Source organism: Halobellus sp. LT62, assembly GCF_037031285.1.
Lineage (GTDB): Archaea > Halobacteriota > Halobacteria > Halobacteriales > Haloferacaceae > Haloquadratum > Haloquadratum salinisoli.
On sequence record NZ_JAYEZO010000001.1, the window covers coordinates 1,529,852 to 1,546,031 of the forward strand.

General features: G+C 64.6%; 15 protein-coding genes. 6 read left to right on the plus strand and 9 right to left on the minus strand.

Annotation, left to right across the window (positions count from 1 at the left end; genetic code table 11):
• Position 1 precedes the first annotated feature (1 nt).
• Positions 2-1,540 carry a COG1361 S-layer family protein gene (locus U5919_RS07505; protein ID WP_336023221.1) on the minus strand — a complete coding sequence of 513 codons (1,539 nt, stop codon included), beginning with the start codon at positions 1,538-1,540 and terminating at the stop codon, positions 2-4.
• Between the two features lie 230 nt (positions 1,541-1,770).
• On the opposite strand from U5919_RS07505, the gene U5919_RS07510 reads away from it, so the two are divergent.
• From U5919_RS07510 to U5919_RS07525, 4 genes are all read left to right on the plus strand, one after another.
• Positions 1,771-2,214: a DoxX family protein gene (locus U5919_RS07510; RefSeq protein ID WP_336023222.1), complete on the plus strand. Its 444-nt coding sequence runs from the start codon at positions 1,771-1,773 to the stop codon at positions 2,212-2,214.
• A 77-nt stretch (positions 2,215-2,291) separates the two neighbouring features.
• A complete protein-coding gene (gene mvaD, locus U5919_RS07515; protein ID WP_336023223.1) occupies positions 2,292-3,266 on the plus strand; it encodes a phosphomevalonate decarboxylase MvaD in 975 nt (324 codons plus the stop codon).
• A 350-nt stretch (positions 3,267-3,616) separates the two neighbouring features.
• Positions 3,617-4,105, plus strand: a complete 489-nt coding sequence (locus U5919_RS07520) for a DUF3237 domain-containing protein (protein ID WP_336023224.1) — start codon at positions 3,617-3,619, stop codon at positions 4,103-4,105.
• A gap of 105 nt (positions 4,106-4,210) precedes the next feature.
• Positions 4,211-4,981: an IclR family transcriptional regulator gene (locus tag U5919_RS07525; RefSeq protein ID WP_336023225.1), complete on the plus strand. Its 771-nt coding sequence runs from the start codon at positions 4,211-4,213 to the stop codon at positions 4,979-4,981.
• 252 nt (positions 4,982-5,233) lie between these two features.
• Here U5919_RS07525 and U5919_RS07530 read toward each other — a convergent pair whose 3' ends face one another.
• The 5 genes from U5919_RS07530 to U5919_RS07550 all read right to left on the minus strand — a co-directional run bounded on the left by U5919_RS07530 (position 5,234) and on the right by U5919_RS07550 (position 11,644).
• Positions 5,234-6,181: an NAD(P)-dependent oxidoreductase gene (locus tag U5919_RS07530; protein WP_336023226.1), complete on the minus strand. Its 948-nt coding sequence runs from the start codon at positions 6,179-6,181 to the stop codon at positions 5,234-5,236.
• Between the two features lie 76 nt (positions 6,182-6,257).
• Complete coding sequence (lpdA, locus tag U5919_RS07535) at positions 6,258-7,682, minus strand: dihydrolipoyl dehydrogenase (RefSeq protein WP_336023228.1); 1,425 nt, start codon at positions 7,680-7,682, stop codon at positions 6,258-6,260.
• Between the two features lie 60 nt (positions 7,683-7,742).
• The gene (locus U5919_RS07540; RefSeq protein ID WP_336023230.1) at positions 7,743-9,407 is read right to left on the minus strand and encodes a 2-oxo acid dehydrogenase subunit E2; all 1,665 of its coding nucleotides are present in this window, start codon (positions 9,405-9,407) and stop codon (positions 7,743-7,745) included.
• Between the two features lie 99 nt (positions 9,408-9,506).
• A complete protein-coding gene (locus U5919_RS07545; RefSeq protein WP_345786332.1) occupies positions 9,507-10,472 on the minus strand; it encodes an alpha-ketoacid dehydrogenase subunit beta in 966 nt (321 codons plus the stop codon).
• A gap of 2 nt (positions 10,473-10,474) precedes the next feature.
• Positions 10,475-11,644 (minus strand): thiamine pyrophosphate-dependent enzyme, encoded by a 1,170-nt coding sequence (locus tag U5919_RS07550; RefSeq protein ID WP_336023234.1) that lies wholly within the window; start codon positions 11,642-11,644, stop codon positions 10,475-10,477.
• Between the two features lie 192 nt (positions 11,645-11,836).
• On the opposite strand from U5919_RS07550, the gene U5919_RS07555 reads away from it, so the two are divergent.
• Together U5919_RS07555 and U5919_RS07560 are read left to right on the plus strand one after the other, a co-directional pair.
• Entirely contained in the window at positions 11,837-12,343 is a 507-nt protein-coding gene (locus U5919_RS07555; protein WP_336023235.1) for a universal stress protein, read from the plus strand.
• A gap of 148 nt (positions 12,344-12,491) precedes the next feature.
• Positions 12,492-13,526, plus strand: coding sequence for an ABC transporter substrate-binding protein (locus U5919_RS07560; RefSeq protein ID WP_336023236.1), 1,035 nt, complete (start codon positions 12,492-12,494; stop codon positions 13,524-13,526).
• Between the two features lie 23 nt (positions 13,527-13,549).
• Here the strand turns inward: U5919_RS07560 and U5919_RS07565 are convergent, their stop codons facing one another.
• The 3 genes from U5919_RS07565 to U5919_RS07575 form a co-directional block, all read right to left on the minus strand.
• Positions 13,550-14,560, minus strand: a complete 1,011-nt coding sequence (locus U5919_RS07565) for a malate dehydrogenase (protein ID WP_336023237.1) — start codon at positions 14,558-14,560, stop codon at positions 13,550-13,552.
• A gap of 139 nt (positions 14,561-14,699) precedes the next feature.
• Complete coding sequence (locus U5919_RS07570) at positions 14,700-15,077, minus strand: Rieske (2Fe-2S) protein (RefSeq protein WP_336023238.1); 378 nt, start codon at positions 15,075-15,077, stop codon at positions 14,700-14,702.
• A complete protein-coding gene (locus U5919_RS07575; RefSeq protein ID WP_336023239.1) occupies positions 15,074-16,162 on the minus strand; it encodes an amidohydrolase family protein in 1,089 nt (362 codons plus the stop codon). The genes U5919_RS07570 and U5919_RS07575 overlap by 4 nt, the downstream gene beginning before the upstream one ends.
• Between the last annotated feature and the right edge of the window lie 18 nt (positions 16,163-16,180).

The window sequence follows — 16,180 nt, forward strand, 5'->3', positions numbered from 1 at the left end:
ATCAGTCCCGTCGTCGGTAGTAGACGAATCCACCGACCGCGACGACGAGGGCGACCGCGACGATCGGGACGACCGGCGGCCCGCCCGAGGTGCGCTCGGTGACGTCGACGGGAACCTGATAGGTGTTGGAGATGATGGTATCGCCGCCATCGTCGTCGTACTGGAAGTCCATCTTCACCGGGTAGGTCTTCGCCGTCGCGCTACCGCCAGCGCCGAGTTGGAAGACGATCTCTCTGGACTCGCCGGGTTCGAGGCGGTCGATGAAGGCCTCGTCGTCGGACGTCGAGAGGGGAGCGTCGGCGTAGATCTTCGCGGAGACGTCGGAGACCGCGTAGTCGCGGGTGTTCGTGACGGTGACGCTGAACTCGTCGCCCGAGCCGGCCTCGAACGTCGCGTTCACGGGGGCGACGTCGAATTCGGGTGACTCCGGGGCGACGTCGACACGGGTGGGGATCGCGTCGGACTCACGCTGTCTGTCGTCTTGATCGTAGTAGACGACGCTGAGATCGAACTGTCGCAGGCCGGCGCTCCCCGCCGTCGTCACCTCGGTATCGAACGAGAAGTCCGCGGACTCGCCGGGCGCGAGCGAGCCGACGGCGACCGACGTCTCGATCGGCGTCACGGTCGGACCGGGATCGGCGAAGTTGACGACGGCGGCGTCCGCCGGCATCGGCCCGGTGTTCGTGACCGTGCCGCTCAGCGTCCGGGTCTCACCGACGCGAAGCGAACTCTCGACGTTCGACACCGAGAACGTCATCTCGGGGAGGGCCCGCAGCGGCACCGTCAGCGAGGGGGTCGAACCGGTCGTCCCGTCCGGCTTCTCGTAGTCTATCTGCGCGTCGAGCGAGTAGTTGCCCGCGGTCGCGCTGTCGCCGAGCGTCGTCTCGAACTCGAAGGTCCGGTTCTCACCCTGTTCCCACGTGTCGACGAACCGCGTGCTTGACTCGCTGGACCCGAGTCGCACGTCGGGAGTCGACGTCGAGAGCGCCAGCGTCGAATCGCGTGCGAGGGAGTCGCCGACGTTCCGCATCGTCACGTCGAGCGTTCCCTGCCCGTTCACGGTCGCGGTCGAGTCGGTGTCGACGACGGAGAACCGGGGGCCCGATTCGATGCGAACGGGGAGGTGGATGGTCGTTCGCCGTTCGACGGTGTTCGACGCCCCGTTGTCGAACTCGTACGTGAGTCGCAACGGGATCCGATACGTTCCGCTATCGATGTCCGATGGGACGTTCAGTCGCAGCGAGCGGTCCGCGGGGACGCCGTCAGCGAGGGACTGAAGGTACAGTTCGTTGGTCTCGACGTCGATCGGTCCCGCGTTACCGGGGCGGACGCGGACGTTTGTGGCGGTTCGAACTTCGTCGTCGGGCCCGTCCGGGTCGTTCACCAACTGGAAGGCGAGTTCGTTGACACCACCCGGTTGGAGGGTCGCGTCCGGCGTGACCGTGCGAATGTCCGGATTGGAGGTCGTGTATCCGGCGACTGGGATCGCGCTCACGAGGAGCGATGCGGCGAGGAAGGCGATGACGAATTTGCGTTTCATTGAGGGACCTCGTTGTCGACGCCGACCGCGCTCGGTCGGCGACTGAATCGCGTTCGATACCCCGACCGTCGGACCGGCCCTATATAACGTATTGTAAATTTCTACAAACAGAATCGGGGTTTCCGCGAAGTGCCAGCACACCGACCACTCACCACGTTACATGACTGTAACCCGGTATCAACGATGTCCAGAAAACGATATACCAGTTCGCTCCGTCACCAACTAACGAGATGATACCAGATATCTCCACGACTGTACTGCAGCTGGACACCGGTTCGGCCGGAATCGCGTTCCTCCTCGGACGCGTGCTGTTCGGCGTCGTACTGGCGTTTATGGGGCTGAATCACTTTATGAACACCGAGGGAATGGCGGGCTACGCGGAGTCGAAGGGGATCCCGGCCGGCCGGGCGTCGGTCCTCTTCAGCGGCGGAATGTTGCTCTTCGGCGGGCTCGGAATCGCCCTCGGGGTCTATCCGGCGCTGGCCGCCGGAGCGATCGCGCTGTTCTTCGTCGTCTCGACGCCGACGATGCACGACTTCTGGGCCGCACCCGAAGAGCAACAGCAATCGGAGATGACGAACTTCCTGAAGAACGTCGCGCTCCTCGGTGGTGCGCTGGTCTTCCTCGCGCTCTCGGGAAGTGCGTGGCCGTACGCGATCGGAATCGGACTGTGAACTGACCGATCGACGGGACGCCGACCGCAGCCCGATGTATCGGGACGTTTAACCCGGCGTCTCTCACGCATAGGGGTATGAAGGCGACCGCGAAAGCGCACCCGATCCAGGGACTGATCAAGTACCACGGGATGCGCGATGAGGAACTTCGCCTCCCGTACCACGACAGTATCAGCGTCTGCACAGCGCCGAGCCACACGAAAACGACCGTCGAGTTCCGATCCGACGCCGACGAGGACGTCTATCTGATCGGCGACGAGCGCGTCGACGGGCGCGGCGCAGAGCGCATCGAGGCCGTCGTCGACCACGTCCGCGAACTGGCGGGATTCGACCACGCCGTTCGGCTCGAATCGGAGAACTCCTTTCCATCGAACATCGGCTTCGGCTCCTCGTCGTCCGGTTTCGCCGCGGCGGCGATGGCTCTCGCCGAAGCGGCCGATCTCGGGCTGTCGCGACCGGACGTCTCGACGGTCGCTCGACGCGGCTCCTCGTCGGCCGCCCGCGCGGTGACGGGCGCGTTCTCGCATCTGTACTCTGGGATGAACGACGAGGACTGCCGATCGAAGCGCATCGAGACCGATCTCGAAGAGGACCTCCGGATCGTCGCCGCGCACGTCCCCGCCTACAAGGAGACCGAGGAGGCGCATCGCGAGGCCGCCGAGAGCCATATGTTCCAAGCCCGGATGGCGCACGTTCACCAGCAGATCGACGCGATGCGGGACGCGCTTTACGACGCCGACTTCGACCGCGCCTTCGAGTTGGCCGAGCACGATTCGCTGTCGCTGACGGCGACGACGATGACCGGCCCCGCGGGTTGGGTCTACTGGCAACCGGAGACGATCGCAGTGTTCAACGCCGTCCGGAAACTCCGCGAGGAGGAGGGCGTCCCGGTGTACTTCTCGACGGATACCGGCGCGAGCGTCTACGTGAACACGACCGCCGCGCACGTTGACGCAGTCGAATCCGCTGTCGCCGATGTCGGCGTCGACACCGACGTCTGGGAAGTCGGCGGACCCGCGGAGATTCTCCCCGAATCCGAGGCGCTGTTCTAACCGTCACCCCGAGCGTCCGGCGTTCCCGTTCGCGATCCGGACTTCCCGTCTGAATTTGTCGCGTTATTAGTGACTGTTAGCGGGTGTTTCGGTCGAAATGACAGCGTGTTACTTTCCAAATAGCAGTTCTTGGACGTTCTAGTATGCGTATTTTGTCTTATTTTCTCTATATTATAAGATAGTATATATACATTGTAAATAGATGTTTATCCGATCCGTTGCTGGGTGAGGGACAAGTACCGATAACATCAGTACATATGTTATTTCGGGAAGGAGGCCCGTTACGGAGGTGACAGTCGAGACGTCCCACGTCACACAACGATTATGTGGGTCCCCGGCACAGAAAGGGTATGGCAGATGACAACTGGCAGACGGACGATCCGAACCTCGAACTGGGTCTCGAACGCGTGATGGAAGTGGAAGCCGAAGTCGAGGCTCCGATCGAAATCGGGGAGACCGGCAACGGCCAACGGCGGATCATCCCGATCATCGGGGGAACCGTGTCGGGCCGAATCGAGGGAACGGTCATCGACGCTGGTGCGGATTACCAGCTCTATCGGGATGACCGGCCGACCGAACTCGTCGCGAAGTACTCCATCGAGACGACCGACGGAGACCGCATCTACGTCGAAAACGAGGGAATGCGACACGCGGGCCCCGAGGCGAGTCGACGTCTCCGAGACGGGGAGCCCGTCGACCCCGAGGAGGTGTATTTCTGCTCGGTGCCACAGTTCGAGACGGCCGCCGAGGACCTCAAGTGGCTGGAGGAGAGCGTTTTCGTCGCCACGGGAACCCGGCAACCCAAGGGCGTAAAACTGGCCGTATACCGGGTCGCGTAACCCCCAGCCGGCCTCACGTTCTGAACGCAGCTCACAACAAGGCTGAACGGGAGTTCGTTTACACCGAACAGAAAGACTAAGCGAGTGAACGATCCTGTGTCTCATATGGAACAGACCCCCACGGAACCGAAAACGCCGGTGAAAACCGCCCAGACCACGTTCCGAATCCTCGAAACGCTCAAATCGCTCGACGGTGCGACAGTCACCGAACTAGCGAGCCATCTCGACATCCCGAAGAGCAGCGCCCACAACTACCTCCGAACGCTCGAACACGAGGGGTACGTCGTCGAGTCCGGCGGCGAGTACGAGGTCGGCCTTCGGTTTCTCGACCTCGGCGGATACGCGAGGTCGCGCGAGCGTCTATACACGGTCGCGACGCCCGAACTGAAGCGACTCGCCGAGACGACCGGCGAGTACGCCAATCTCCTCGTCGAAGAGCACGGTCTCGGCGTGTTCCTCGCCCGCGATCGCGGCGAGCACGCCGTCAGTCTCGACTCCTACACCGGACAGTCGGTCAGGCTCCACACCACGGCGCTCGGAAAGACGATTCTCGCGTACTTGCCGCGTGAGCGCGTCGAGTCGATCATCGACAGACACGGGCTCCCGGCGAAAACCGAACGAACGATCACCGACCGCGAGACCCTCTTCGAGGCGCTCGCCGAGATCCGACAGCGCGAGTGCGCACACGACAGAGAAGAGCGGATCAAGGGGCTCAACTGCGTCGCCGTGCCGGTCCTGAGCGGCGAGTCGATCACCGGGGCGCTGAGCGTCTCGGGGCCCGTCAGTCGGATGGACGAAGACCGAATCGAAGACGAAATCCTCCCGGAGCTTCGGCGAGCGGCGAACATCATCGAACTCAACCAGACCCACTCGTAGCGTGTCGAGAAACCGATCGAATCGGAGACGTATCTTTTTCGTCTATTACGAACAGCGTGACTCTCTGTTGTGTGAGCCACGGAAAAGGACTGGATTAGGGCGCTAGACGACGTTCAAGATGAAAAATGATGGCGTTTTCGTTCGGCAGAAACGAACTGTTGGTATTCAGTAGGAAACTGAGTATATTACATTCGCTTTTCAAATACGTTCATTCCCGAAAAACGAACGGAGTCCCAACCGTACCACGACCGATCAGACGACTCGGTTCCACGGCGTGCCGCCGTGCGTCAGTCGGTCGACGTTCGTCGCGACCAGTTCGGCGATGCGGTCACCGTAGGTGTCCGCCTGCGCCGCCGCGTGCGGCGTGACGACGACGTTGTCCATCTCCCAAAACGGCGCGTCCTCGGGGAGCGGTTCGTCCCAAAAGACGTCCAATGCGGCCCCGGCGATCTCGTCGGTCTCTAGCGCCTCGACGAGGTCGTCCTCGACGACGATTTCGCCTCGGCTGACGTTGATCAGGTAGGCGTCCTCGCGCATCGCCTCGAACACCGATTGATCGACGAGTCCGCGGGTCGCGTCGTTCAGCGGCGTCGTGAGCACGACGAACCGCGCGTCGTCGACGGCATCCTCGATCTGTGCGGGGTCGTACACCCGTCCGAGACCCAGTCCGGAAACGGGGCGGATGTCGACGCCGTCGACGTCCATTCCCAACACGCCGAGGCGTGTCGCCGCACTCCCACCGAGTTCGCCCAAGCCGACGACGCAGGCTGAAGACTGGCCCACCTCGAAGGGGCGCTCCCACGAGAGCCGCCCCCACTCGCGGTCGTGCTGTCGATCGCGGAACCGGTGCAGCCCCTTCGCCAGCGTCAGCACGAATCCGGTGACGGTCTCGGCGACGAGGTCGCCCGCGACGCCGGTGCTGTTGGTCATCACCACGTCGCGGTCGCGGTAGGCGTCCAGCGGGAAATCTTCGTACCCCGATCGGATGTTGTGCACCCACTCGACGCCGTCGAGGAACTCGTCGTGGTGAAACAGCGTCACGACGCCGTCGTATTCGGCGGCCTCGTCGGTCGAACACACCTCGAACGCGCAGTCGAGGTCCTCGCATTCGGCGAGCAGCGCTCGAAGGTGTTCCGGTGGGACCGGGTGCGTGCCCCACTCGTGAATCCCCACGCGTCGGATCGATCGCTCCTGTGTCATAGTCGACACACAGCGCGGGGGAAAATAGATCCTTGGGTCGGGTCGGTACCCGCTCCGGAGGACGGGCGGCCGCAGTTCAGCGGTTCAGCGTGTGGATCGCCTGTCCCTGCGCGTTCTCGGCGGCTTCCATCACGGCCTCCGCGAGCGTGGGGTGGGTGTGGATCGTGCCCGCGACGTCTTCGAGTGTGGCGCTCATCTCGACGGCGAGCGCGACTTCGGCGACGAGTTCGGAGGCGTTCGGACAGACGAGTTGGCCGCCGAGGACGATTTCGCTCTCCTCGTCGGCGACGATCCGGACGAACCCCTCCGATTCGCCCATCGAGAGCGCGCGACCGCTGGCGCGCAGCGGCATCTCGCCGACGACCGGGTCGAAGCCGCTCTCCTCGGCATCCGCTTCGGTCATCCCGACGGTTGCGATCTCGGGGTCGGTGAACACCGCGGCGGGGATCGCCTGCTTGTCGAACGCAGCGGGTTCGCCCGCGGCGACCTCGGCGGCGACGATTCCCTCCGCGCTGGCCTTGTGCGCGAGCATCGGTTCGCCCGCCACGTCGCCGACGGCGAAGACGTTCTCCACGTCGGTCCGCACGCGGTCGTCGGTCGCGAGAAAGCCGTTCTCGTCGGGTTCGAGCCCGATGTTCTCCAGTTCGAGCGTGTCCGTGACGGGCCGGCGACCGACCGCGACGAGCACCGCGTCGCCCTCGTACTCGGATTCCTCGCCGTCTTCGGTCTCCGTCGAGACGACGATTCCCCCTCCCGATTCCTCCCATCCGGTCGCCCCCTCGCCGAAGTGGAACTCGATCCCGAGGTCCTCCGCGCGCGAGCGGACGGTCCGCTGGACGTCGGACTCGTAGTTCGGCAGCACGTCGTCGAGCATTTCGACGATCGTCACGTCGGTCCCGAGCTTCGCGAGCATCGTCGACAACTCCATTCCGATGTAACCCGCGCCCACCACGACGAGGCTGTCCGGCACCGACTCCATATTCAGGAGGTCTTCGGAGGAGAGCACCGGCTCATCGGCGAAGTCGAACCCGGGGATCTGGATGGGTCGCGAGCCCGTCGCGACGATCGCGTGCTCGAACTCGACGGTCTCCATTCCCTGTCCCTCGCCGCCGTGGGCGATGCGTGCGGTGTGCTCGTCTTCGAACGCGGCGGTCCCCTCCAAGAGGGAGACGCCGTTGGCCTTACACAGCTTCTCGACGCCGCCGGTCAACTGGTCGACGACGCCCGATTTCCACTGCTGCATCTGACTCATATCGACGGCCGGATCCGCGTGGATGCCCAGCTCCTCGGCGTTGGACGCGTCGTGGACGACGTCCGCCCCGTGGATGAACGCCTTCGAGGGGATACAGCCCCGATTGAGACAGGCTCCGCCGAACGCGTCTTTCTCGACGAGCGTCGTGTCCAGTCCCTTCTGTGCGCCGCGAATCGCTGCCACGTAGCCGCCCGGCCCCGCGCCGATCACCAGCAGATCCGTCGCCGTGGCGATGTCGCCCATTACCATACCGAGCCCCTCACGCTCCCGGTTCAAAAAGTCATCCGTCCGCGTCTGTCCGTCTCGCGCTTACTCCAAGAGCAGGCGCGTCGGCTCGACGAGCAGTTCCTTCACGCGGTTGGAGAACCGCGCGGCGTCCGCGCCGTCGACGAGGCGGTGATCCACCGACATCGAAAAGCGCATCGTCTTGCGGGCGACGACCTCGCCCTCGACGACCCACGGGCGCTCCTTGATCGGCCCCATCGCGAAGATGGCCGCCTCGGGGTGGTTGATGATCGGCGAGGAGAACTCGCCGCCGATCACGCCGATGTTCGTGATCGTGAACGTGCCGCCCTGCATCTCCTCGGGTTTGATTTTCCGATTCCGGGCCCGCTCTGCGAGGTCCTGAATATCGTCTGCGAGTTCCTTGAGCCCCTTCTGGTCGGCGTTCTTGACGACCGGGACCATCAGCCCCGCGTCGGTCGCGACCGCGATCCCGATGTTGTACTCGTCGTGCAGAACGATCTCCTCGCTTTCCTCGTCGAGACTGGAGTTGAGATACGGGTACTCTTTCAGCGCCGTCGTGATCGCCTTCACGACGAGCGGGAGATAGGTGAGCTTCACGCCGTCGTCCTCGGCGATTTCGGCGAGGTCACGCCGGAGATCGACCAGCTCGGTCGCGTCGAACTCGTCGTGATGGGAGACGTGCGGCGCGGTGTACTTCGATCGGGCCATCTGCTCGCCGATCGTCCGCCGGACGCCGCGATACGGGACGCGCTCGCCGGGGCGGTCTTCGAGGTCGCCGTCGCCCGCCGCGGCCGCAGTCTCCGGCTCGCCGCCAGTCGAGGCGGCGTCCGCGGTCGACGCGTCGACAGCCGACCTGGAGGACGCTTCCACCGCCGACGCACTCGTCGCTGCAGCGTCGCGATCGGCGAACGCTCGGACGTCCTCGGGCGTCACGAACGGCTCGCCCTCGCGCTCCTCGCTCGCGGGGACCGCGTCGATGTCGACGCCGAGTTCCTCGGCGAGTCGACGCGTCGCGGGCATCGCGAGCGTGCGGTCTCGTTCGGCGGTGCCGTTCTGGGCCGCGGCCGTCGGCGCGGAGCCTGCCGGTTCCGCATCCGGTGCGGCGGACGCCGCGGCGTCGGGTTCCGCCGTGGGTCCGGTAGCCGTCGCCGACGCCTCCGAAGTCTCTGAAGCCCCCGAAGCCGCAGCGTCGCTCTCGGCGTACGCCTCGACATCGCCTTCAGTCACGCGCCCGCCGGGACCCGTCCCATCGACGGCGCTGATGTCGACGCCCAGTTCGCGCGCGAGTTTTCGGGTGCTCGGCGCGGCGAACACGCGACCCGACGCAACGGCGGTTTCTCCGTCGGTTTCGGCGCTCGAGTCGGCCTCCGCGGTCGCGTCCACGGGTTCGTCGCCCGCTGCGGACTGTTCGTCGCCCGCGGCGTCGGCCGCCGCGTCCGACTCGTCCGCGGTAGTCGCCGAAGCGGATTCCGCACCCGCCCCGTCGTCGGCGACCTCGAACGTCACGATGACCTCGTCGACGGGGACGATCGTGCCCTCCTCGTAGTGAAGCTTCGCGATGGTCCCCTCCTGCGGGCTCGGAATCTCCACGAGCGCCTTGTCGGTTTCGACCTCCGCGATGACCTGATCTTCGACGACCGACTCTCCCTCCTCGACGAGCCACGAGACGAGTTCGCCCTCGGCGATCCCCTCGCCGAGGTCCGGCAACTCGAACGTTCGTTCTACCATACCGATCGGTCGACGCACAACCCTTTCAGTATTTCCCTGCGCGTCGCGCGCGAAACGTCGACGGTGGCAGACAGACAGAGCTGGAACACGGCGAGTGCGCTACTCCGCGAGCGCCGCCTCGATGCCGTCGAGGACCCGCGGCGGGTGCGGGAAGTAGAAGTCCTCCATCGAGAGCAGCGGAACGGGAGTGTCGAACCCGGTCACGCGCTCGACCGGCGACTCGAGGTACATCAGCGCCTCGTCGTTGATGCGGGCGACGATCTCGCTTCCGACGCCCAAGGTCCGGGGGCCCTCGTGGACGACGACGCAGCGGCCCGTCTTCTTCACCGATTCGACAATCGTCTCGGTGTCCATCGGCGAGATCGTGCGCAGGTCGATCACCTCGGCGTCGATGTCGCCCTCGTCGACGGCTTCCAGCGTCGGCGGCATCATCGACCCCCAAGCGACGACCGTCACGTCCTCGCCCTCGCGACGGACGGCGGCCTCACCGATCGGCACCTCGTGTTCGCCCTCGGGGACCTCCGCTCTGATCGAGCGGTAGATCCGCTTCGGTTCCATAAACAGCACCGGGTCGGGATCGCGGATCGCGGCCGTCAGCAGCCCCTTGGTGTCCGCGGGCGTGCTCGGGATGACGACTTTCAGTCCGGGGATATGACCGTACGCGCCCTCTAGGCTCTCGGAGTGGTGTTCGAGCGCCCGGACGCCCGCGCCGTAGGGCATCCGAACGACCATCGGCGCGCTCAGCTCGCCGCGGGTGCGCCAGCGGATGCGACTCGCGTTCGTGACAAGCTGGTCGAACGCCGGCGGCAGAAAGCCGGAGAACTGGATTTCGGCGACCGGACGGTAGCCGTACATCGCCATCCCGGCCGCGCCGCCGACGATCGCGATTTCCGACAGCGGCGTGTCGACCACGCGTTTGTTCCCGAACTCCTCCAGCAGGTCGTCGGTCGCGCGGAAGACGCCGCCGCTCTCGGCGACGTCCTCTCCGAAGACGACGACGCGGTCGTCTCGTTCCATCTCCCCGTGCAGTGCGTCGTTGACCGCCTGTACGATAGTTGCCTGCATTGTCATCCCTTGGGCCGCTGTTCGATGAAGTCGTACATCTCGGGGCGTCGTTCGAGGAGATCCTCGAACTCGTCCAGTTGACGCACCAGTTCCGGCGGCAGTTCGTCGTAGACGTACTCGAACATCTCCGCGACGGCGCGCTCTTCCATCGCGTTCGCGGCCGCCAGCGCCTCGTCGAACTCGGTTTCGATCTCGTCGACGATGGCGTCGTGGTCGATCTCCGCCCACAGCCCCTCGGACTTCAGGAACTCGCGGTAGCGTTCGATCGGATCGTGCGACTCCCAGTGGTCGACCTCCTCGTCGGCGCGGTAGCGGGTCGGGTCGTCGCTCGTCGTGTGCGCGTCGAGGCGGTACGTGACCGATTCGACGAAGACGGGCTCTCCCTGAAGGACCTTCTCGCGGGCGCTCGAAACGGCGTCGTAGACGGCGAGGACGTCTTGGCCGTCGACGCGGATCGCGTCGATGCCGTACGCCAGCGCCTTCTGGGCGATGGTGTTCGCGCCGGACTGCTTCTCGTAGGGCATCGAGATGGCGTACTGGTTGTTCTGACAGTAAAACAGCGCCGGGAGGCCGACGGAGCTCGCGAGGTTGATCCCCTCGTGTGCCGCGCCGGTGCTTGTCGCCCCGTCGCCGAGGTAGGCGGTCGCGATGGCGTCGGCGTCGTCGAGGTGCATTCCCCACGCGATTCCCGAGACGAGCGGGAGGTGCGAGCCGATCGAGATCGCGATCTGGGCGTTGACCTTCGCGAAGGCCTCTTGGCCCTCCTCGATACCGCGCCAAAAGAGGATCATATCCTCCATCGACGCGCCGCGCATAAACATCGGCGTCCACGCGCGGCCGACGTACAGCCAGTCGTCCGGCGTGAGCGTGAACGCGCTGCCGATGATGCTGGCTTCCTGGCCGCGGGTGGAGCCGAACGTGCCGAGTTCGCCCCGTCGCTGGATGTTCACCATCCGCCGGGAGAACACCCGATCGGTCACCATCCACCGGTACAGGTCCAAAAGCTCCTCGTCGTCGAGGTCCGGGATCGCCTCGTCGTCGTACGACCCGTCGGGCGCGACGATCTGGTGGGTGGGGACCTCCAAGTCGGCTTGGGAAAGGTACCGCACTTCACCACCGCCGTCGTCGCCGGTCGCTGGAGATACTCGTATGTCTGATGCTCTATCGCTCATTCGACGACGCGTTCTTGTGCGGGCCCGGTAATAAAATCGCGGGTACGGGGGCCGTTCGTCGGTCCGACACAGTATCTCGATAGTCCGATACGTCGCCTCGAGACAGGGCTCGCAGCCGCACCGAGGGCCAGCATTCACCGGGGCGGAACGATCGCCACCACGATTTATTAGCTCGCGCTTTGAGTACCGCGTATGACGGTACTGACCGCGGTCGACGGTGAATCGATTCCGAGTGAGGCAGTCGCGCGGGGCGAAGAGCTGGCGACGGCCCTAGGCGTCGAGCACGTCGTCTTACACGTGATGCCACAGAACGCCTTCGACCAGTTCCGTTCGTCGACGAGCGGCTCCTCGGGACGGTCGGTAACGACACCGGCCTCCTACGGCGGAAGCAATCAGGGTCCGCGTGAGAGCGTCCAAGGCGACGAGTACACGGTCGAAGACGGCGAGCGACACGCGACCGGAGTCGCACGCGACGTCGTTCGCGGAACGCTCGACGAGCCGGGAGAGACGGTCATCAAAGGCCGCGTGGGCGAACCGGTCGAAGAGATCCTCGCCGAAGCGGAGCGACGCGACGCCCAGTACCTCGTCATCGGCGGCCGCAAACGATCGCCCGCCGGAAAGGCGCTGTTCGGCAGTAAGACGCAGTCGATTCTGCTCGAAGCCGAAATTCCTGTCGTGACTGTGATGTCCGACGAGTAGTCGAACAGCGTACGCGACGGCGGCACTCCGATCGTTTTCGAGGCCCGTTGATCGGGACGCTCTCCTTGTGGAGATACGTGTGCCCCCGTGAAGAACCATCTCGGTTGGGGGGTGATTTTATATACTCTCGAATATATCCTTTTCGTTGATGGCATTTGATAGCATACGGCGTCGATCGTTTCTGAAAGCGGGTGCGGCCGCTGGAACGGTTGGACTGACGGGACTTGCCGGTTGTTCGAGTATCTCGGGAATCACCGGCGGCGGGACACCGGAACTCGGGCTCGCGTTTACCGTTCCGGTCGAGAACTTCGGGTCGCTGTTCGCGATCGAAGAGCTCCAAGATCAGGTGACGAACCTCGGATCGGAGTACGAACTCAGCGTCAGCCGGAACGAGAGCACGCCAGACTCGCTGAACGCGATGGCCGCCGGCGAGGTCGATATGGCGCTCCTAACGACGGTGAGTTACGCGTCAGCTGTCCGTCAAGAGGCCGTTCCGGGCAACATCTCGATGATCTCGACGGACTTCTGGGACGCCCACCCCGAGTGGTACGGGTTCACTATCTTCTCCGGTCCGGACTCGGGTATCACCGAAATCGCCGATTTGGAGGGGACGAACGTCGGCGTCAACGCACAAGGAACCGGAACTCACGCGGTGTTAGAAAAGGGGATGCGACAAGAGGACCTCGAGTTCGGCTCGGACGCCGAAATCGTCGAACTGCCGTTTCCGACGTTCATCGAGGCGATCAACGACGGTCGAATCGACGCGGGGATCTTCCCCGCGCTGTTCGCGGTCGGAGCCCGCGCTGAGGGCTTCAACGAGGTTTACACCAGTCAGGATCTCTGGGACGAGGCGTATCCGTTCGCCTACACCGTCGCCTCGAACAACTCCCTCGACGAGAACGGCGACGCGATCGCCGCGTGGGGCGAAGACCTCGACGAGCTAGTCGAGTACTGCTACGACAACCGGAGCGAGGTCGTCTCCCTCGCAGCGGAGCACTTCGAGCTTCCCGAACAGGTCGTCGACGGGTTCTTCCTCACGAACAACGACTACTACCGCCAAGACATCACGATCGATATGGACCGGCTCCAGTTCGCGATCGACGAACTGGTCGAACTCGGGTTCGTCGAGGAGAGCTTCGACGTCGAGGAGTACGCGACCAACGACTACGTCCCGTCGAACTGATCGACCCGTCTCCCGCGTGACGATCAGCCGTCGTATCCTCTCGCGCCGATGCGCTGGAGGTCCGCGCGAATGGCTTCGGCCGCCACCGATAGCTCGTCGGCCTCGACGGGGGCAAGTTCCCACTCGTGGATCTCGCTGACGCCGCCGTCGTCGAGGTCGACCGGCACGCTGAGCGCGAGGTCCTCGAAGCTGTACTCGCCCGCGAGCGGCGTCGACAGGCAGAACGGTTCGCCGAGGCGGCCGCGAGGGTCGTCGCCGTCGGTCGTGCTACCGGCGATGACGGCGCGGACGACGCGGGAGATCCCAGCGCTCGTGACCCACCGGGACGTCTCGGCGACGCCGCGCTCCTTCGCGATCTCGAAGGGGATGTCGCGGACGTACTCTAAGAGCGCCTCGCGGTCGAGGTCGTCGGTCGCGACGGGCTCGCCGTCGACGCGCGTTCGCGAGAGGACCGGCACGACGTTCTCCCCGTGCTCGCCCATCATCGGACAGGAGACGTCGTTCTGGGGGACGCCGAGTTCGGCTCCGATCGCGTCGGCCATCCGCGCCGTCTCCGAGAGCGAGTAGCCGAGGAAACAGCGCCGCGGCCACTCCAACAGCGAGTAGAACTGGTAGACGAGCCGGTCGATGGGGTTCGTGACGACGAGCAGCGGCGTGGGATCCAGCGGTCGGAGGTCCTCGGCGACCGACTCGACGATCGAGAGGTTGCGATCCAGTTCGGCGTCCCGTGCCCCGCGGTCGGTCGCGTCCTCCGGCTGCGGCGCGGCCGCGTTGAACACGATGAAGTCGGGATCGAGTTCGGCGAGCTCGTCGGGCGTCGCCGCCCGAATCGTCCCGACGTCCTCTCCCGAAAGCGTCGAGCCCGGCGCGTTCGAGAAGTGGTAGGTCGCGTGGGTGATGTCTTTGGCGTGCGCCCACGCGGCCCCCTCGTTGATGTCGACGAGCGAGACGTCCACGGTCGGGGCCACGCCCGCGAGCGTGTGGGCCACAGTCGTTGCGATGGTGCTCGCACCACCGATGATCGCGACGTGCATAGCGGCACGTCGACGCTCGGATACAAGTAGGTTGTCCAACGAAACGATTGCCGGTCGATGCTGAGTCGGTCGCGGTCCGATCCGTCGGCGATCCACGACGACGATTTCTCAGTCGCTGCCGTCAGTCGATGACGGTCTCTCAGTCGCCGCCGTCGACGTAGACGATTCCGTCCTCGACGACGACGTCGTAGGTGGGGACTCTGATCCGGTCGTCGCCGATGTGCTTGCCCGTCTCCAAATCGAAGGACCACCCGTGCCACGGACAGGAGACGATGCAGTTGTCGCTGTAGTACTGGTCGACGCGCTCGCCCGTCCCGGTGAACTCGCCGACGAGTTCGCGCTGGACGTTCCCCTGACAGACGGGGCCGCCGTCGTGGGGACACTGGTTCCGCAGGGCGTAGAACTCGCCATCGGCTTTGATCACGCCGACTTCCGCGGGGCCGACCTCGACGATGGCGTGGTCGCCGTCTTCGAACTCCGATTCGGGGCCGACTTCGACGAGTCCGTCGGCGCTCATACCCCGAACACCTCCTCGGCGTTGCCGGAGAGAATCGCGCGCCGATCGTCGTCGTCGAGCATCGGGAGGTCGTTGATGACCGAGGGGCTGTCGAAGTCCCAGTGCGGATAGTCAGACGCGTACAGCAGCCGGTCCGTGCCGATCATATCGAAGCAGAGTTCCAAGAGGTCGTTGCGCGCCGAAATTTCGAGCGGTTGCGTACCGAAGTAGAAGTCGGTGATGTACTCGCTCGGACGCGTGTCGAGCAGCGGTGCCTCCTCGGGCCGTTTGAGATACTCCTCGTCGAGACGGCTGACGAGGCCGGGAATGTAGGTGACGCCCGATTCCATAAAGACGATGTCGAGGTCGGGGTACTTCTCGGGGACGCCCTGACAGGCGACGCTGACGATCTGCGACATATTCGACTCTAAGAATCCCAGTGTGTGGGTCTCGATCATCTCCTGATAGCCCGCGCGGACGTACTCGTCGAGGCCGGACCCGCCCGTGTGGTAGACGACGGGGAAGTCCATCTGCTCGCAGCGCTCGTAGATCGGGTCGTATTTTCTATTACCCAACGGCGGACTCGCCCCCGCCGTGACGAAACACGCGCCCACGAACGTCTCCTCGTCCTCCACCCGTTCGAGCACTTCGAGGGAAGCGTCGATGTCGCCGTACGGAATCGGCGCGAGGCCGTAGATGCCCTCGTCGGGATCGAGCACCTCCTCGAGCATGTACTCGATATATCCCCGAGTGAAGGCCTGTATCCGCTCGTCGTCCGCGTTGATACCACCGGTGGCGAGGATGAGATGCGAAATCTGGAGGGAGACGTCGATATCGAGAAAGTCCATTCCTTCCCGCACCCGTTCGGGATCTTCGGGTTCGTCCGGGTAGTTCGAGTGCTCTCGGAGGACTTTCCCGTAGTTTTGCCTGTCGCCCGTCGACGTCGGGAAAAAGGAACTGAGCGCCTGCGTCACGCCTGTTTCCTCCCAAAAACTGTCTTTGTACTTCGTGCGCCACGGTTCGGGCATGTACTCCGCGACTTCCGTGAACGAGTCTTGGTAGTGCCAGTCACAGTCGATGACCCGCTCTTCGGCAGCGTCGATCATCGATACCACTCTACCGGG